The organism is Mesorhizobium xinjiangense (assembly GCF_009749525.1).
Lineage (GTDB): Bacteria > Pseudomonadota > Alphaproteobacteria > Rhizobiales > Rhizobiaceae > Mangrovimarina > Mangrovimarina xinjiangensis.
Window position 1 is genome coordinate 1 of record NZ_WOAC01000051.1, and the last position, 3,630, is coordinate 3,630.

Sequence of the window (3,630 nt, forward strand, 5' to 3'; positions counted from 1 at the left end):
CGACGGGCTCGCCGCCGCGATGCGGGCGGGCGCCCTGCCCGCCGTTCCGCTCGGCGCGCTCGCCGCGCTGCTGTCGGCCGCCTTCGACCGGGCCGCCCTCGCCGTCGACACCGGCGCCGACGAGGCCGATTACCGCGCGGCGATTGCCGCGATCATCAACGGGCTGGCCGGGCAAGGCCCGCACCAAGGCTGATGCCCGTCCCGCCAAGCGTCGTCAGTGGGTGAGCGCTTCGCCAGCCCCGACGGCGACGGCGCCGTCCAGCAAGGCAGCCAGCGGCACCTTGCGCGCCTTCTCGCGCGGTCTGGCGACGTGCAGTTCGGCAAAATACCAGCCCGTCGCCTCGGCGCCCGCCGGGTCGATCCCGGCGGCCGCCAGATTGTCCAGCACGTGACGGCGTTCGTCCTGCGAGACGAAGCGGCGCTGGCGGTAAAGCCCGTCCGCCTTCTCCGTGATGTAGCCATGCCGCTCCAACATTGCGCGGGCGGCATCGAAGGAGAACATGCGCAGCACGAAATGCGCCATCCATGGCCGGGTGTCGGCTGCCGCTTCCAGCAGGAGTTCCAGCGATCGTTCGGTGACATAGCCGAAACAGCCGGTCGAAATGATGAGATCGGCATCGCCAACCGCGCGGCGTCCGGGGGGCGTCAGTCCGTCGCGCTCCAGATCGGCCGCCAGGCCGCCGTCGAGCGAGCCGGCATCGACCGCGTAATCGACGGCGTTTCCCGCCTGGTCGATCCCGACGATCTGCAGGTCGTCGTCGACCGGGTCGTCGAAGATCGCCCGGTCGCGCTTGACCAGATCGCCGCGGCCGCCGCCAAAGCCGTTGCCATAGAGCCGATACAGCGTCGCCATCGACAATCCGTATTTGAGCAGCGCCCCGTTCACCCCGTAGGAGCAGCCGAGATCGACGACCTTGATCGCATCGCGGCCCGTCGACGACCGCCGCGCGGCAATCAGCCGTGCGAACAAGGGTTTGGCGGCCTGGGGGATGGCGTAGTCGAGTTGCGAGAGCGTGGAGAAATAGGAAACCGGATCGGGCCGGTCGTAGATGGTGCTTAGATTGAGCTTTCCTGTTCGGTCGTATTGAACCTTTTCCATTGCAAGTGGCTCCTTCCCATCCCGGACATGCATCGCCCATAGCCATTGGCCGGCGCCGTGGCGTCACAAATTGTCGGGATGTCGGAGATATAGGCCCCTGAAGGCCCAATGGAACCGCTGATCGAAAGAGTTGATCGCCCCGGCCCCGCGCGATCGGCCCGTCAGCCGAACATCCTGTCGCCCTGCTCGTCGACCATCTGCTTGGCCTTGCGCAGCGATGCCGCCACGGCATCCTCCTGGTCCGGAAAGCGGTCGGCGCGGATGAGCCTGTGCTCCATGAGTGCGCCGCCGATTTCCTTGGTGACGACGGCGCAGGTCTGGAACTGCCCGCCTTCCTTGAAGGGCGTGGCGCGGATGCGGAAGCCGTTATGCTCGATTTCCTCGCCGCCGCTCTCCTCTTCGCGTTCGCCGCCGCCGCCAAAGAGCTTTTTCAGAATGGACATGCTCGTCTCCGTATCGTTGATTGCCGCAAGGGTTTCGAATCCATCGCGCGAGTATGCGCCATTCGGCCTCCGGCCGCCAAGCGGGCCGATTGCGGCGGCTCAACGGCTCAGATGCAGAACGACCTCGCGCCGGTGCGGCCGGCTGCGGTGCTCGAACAGGAAAATCCCCTGCCACGTGCCAAGGCCAAGCCGTCCCTCGATGACGGGAACCTGCAGCGACACCGCGGTCAGGGCCGCCTTGATATGGGCCGGCATATCGTCGGGCCCTTCTATCGTATGCGCGATCCAGCCCATCGAGGGATCGTCGGACGGCGGCACGAGACGGGCAAAGAAGGCGTCGAGGTCGCGACGCACGTCCGGATCGGCATTTTCCTGTATGAGCAGCGAACACGATGTATGGCGCACGAAGACCGTCACCAGGCCGGTTTCCATGTCGGCTGCGCGCACGAACTCTCCCACCCTGTCGGTGAATTCGTAGAGCCCCGGACCGCTCGTCGCCACGGTGATGATTGTCTGCGCCATCGCCTCTTTTCGTGTCTCCCGATCGCAGCCCGTTCAGGCGTGAATATCGACGGAGCCTAGCGCGCATTCGCTTCAAACGGAAACGTTTGAAGCAAAGATATGCGCGCCAGATCAATATGCTGGAGCATGTACCTTTCGCTCAAACGATTCCGTTTGAGCGGGACATGCTCTCCGTTGAGATTCGCGGCTGGAGGCGGCGAGAATGGTGCACTTTCGAGAACCGGAGCGGAACGTACAAAAAGTACTTGAGCACCGGAAGCGCAGAAATGTGCCATTCGCAGCCCGTTCAGGCGTGAATATCGACGGAGCCTAAAGCGTGTTGACGATCTCGCGATAGGCCGCCTCCGGAAACGCCTTCAGCGTCTTCGTGCGCACATTGCCGGCCATGCCGAGCCTCATCGCGAAACGCGCGGCGACCGCATCGTCCGGCGCATCCAAAACCGCCACCATGTCGCAATCGCCCATGGTCAGGTAGAACTCCTTGAAGGTGCCGCCCATATCGCTCAGTTCCGACTTGGCGGCATCCAGTCTCGTCGGCGAGTCGCGCACATTCCTGATACCCTGTTCGGTCCAGTTCACAAGCATGATATAAGTCGTCATGGCATTCCTCCCTGCGGCAATGGCCTCGCGGCGGGATCCTGCGGGGTCGGGCGCGCGCTTGCTGCCCGTTTCGCCCGACAGGAATCATGCGCCCGACACGAGAGCCCGGCAAGGCAAGCGGAGCGGTGCCCGGTTGACAGCGATCAATTGCACTGCGCCCCGCAGGCCCTAGATAGGAAAATGGGGTGCAATCTCAGGACAGCAACGATGCTCGACATGAAAAAACGCAAGACCCAACTGAAAAAACGCCTCGCGGAGCTGGATGTCAGGCTGAAGGACATCGAGGATCAGCTCGACGATGCGCCGAACCCGGACTGGGGTGAAAATGCCGCCGAGCACGAAGGCGACGAGGTGCTGGAGAGCCTCGGCAGCAGCGGTCTTGCGGAATATCGCGGCATCAAGGCGGCCCTGCAACGCATCAAGGACGGCACCTACGGCGTCTGCGTCAAGTGCGGCGAGGACATTTCGCCCGAGCGGCTGGATCTGCTGCCGCATACGCCGTTCTGCAAGGACTGCGCCAAAGCGAACTGACCATATGCAGGCAGCGCCCGCACGGCGGCAGCGGCCACGTGGCCTCTGCCGAAGTGCTGTGGTGCTGTTCGCCCTTCGGATGAGCCTGGCGCGCACGTAAGCTCCAACGAACCCTGCTAAAATCGTTTCCTGCCCGCGAATGCGGGTGCAACGGCCGGCCAACGGATGGCCTCACGCCATCCGTGCCCCTTCGGAGGAAACGGGATCATGGTGCATATGAGGGCTAAGTGTGCGTTGATTGCCGCAGCGGTGCTGACGCTGACGCTCGCCATGGCGGGTCTCGCCATGGGTCTGGCGCTTATCATTGCGTCGCTATTGGCCGTGGAGCGCGTTGTTCGTGTCCCCGTGCTCGATTGCGCATTCCGACGAAACCGGCCAGTGATTCCGAACAATCGCCGGCCACCCTTTCCAATTTCATTCCGGCCGGAATTCCAA

The 3,630-nt window shown here is 63.9% G+C and carries 5 protein-coding genes and 2 pseudogenes; 3 read left to right on the top strand and 4 right to left on the bottom strand.

The features are described 5' to 3' along the window. Positions 1-193 (top strand): annotated as a pseudogene (locus tag GM909_RS25925) (TetR/AcrR family transcriptional regulator); the annotation flags it as partial. A 21-nt stretch (positions 194-214) separates the two neighbouring features. On the opposite strand, the gene GM909_RS25610 reads toward GM909_RS25925, so the two are convergent. The 4 genes from GM909_RS25610 to GM909_RS25625 all read right to left on the bottom strand — a co-directional run bounded on the left by GM909_RS25610 (position 215) and on the right by GM909_RS25625 (position 2,664). Further along, positions 215-1,099, bottom strand: coding sequence for a class I SAM-dependent methyltransferase (locus GM909_RS25610; RefSeq protein WP_157020360.1), 885 nt, complete (start codon positions 1,097-1,099; stop codon positions 215-217). A gap of 161 nt (positions 1,100-1,260) precedes the next feature. Beyond that, positions 1,261-1,542, bottom strand: a complete 282-nt coding sequence (locus GM909_RS25615; protein ID WP_157020361.1) for an HlyU family transcriptional regulator — start codon at positions 1,540-1,542, stop codon at positions 1,261-1,263. 99 nt (positions 1,543-1,641) lie between these two features. Continuing rightward, on the bottom strand, positions 1,642-2,064 hold the full coding sequence (locus GM909_RS25620; protein WP_157020362.1) for a secondary thiamine-phosphate synthase enzyme YjbQ: 423 nt from the start codon (positions 2,062-2,064) through the stop codon (positions 1,642-1,644). Positions 2,065-2,373: 309 nt separating this feature from the next. Beyond that, entirely contained in the window at positions 2,374-2,664 is a 291-nt protein-coding gene (locus GM909_RS25625) for a GYD domain-containing protein (protein ID WP_157020363.1), read from the bottom strand. A 207-nt stretch (positions 2,665-2,871) separates the two neighbouring features. Between GM909_RS25625 and GM909_RS25630 the strand changes: the two genes are divergently transcribed. Together GM909_RS25630 and GM909_RS25960 are read left to right on the top strand one after the other, a co-directional pair. Then, positions 2,872-3,195 (top strand): TraR/DksA family transcriptional regulator, encoded by a 324-nt coding sequence (locus GM909_RS25630; RefSeq protein ID WP_157020364.1) that lies wholly within the window; start codon positions 2,872-2,874, stop codon positions 3,193-3,195. A gap of 207 nt (positions 3,196-3,402) precedes the next feature. After that, a pseudogene (locus tag GM909_RS25960) lies at positions 3,403-3,630 on the top strand (hypothetical protein); the annotation flags it as partial.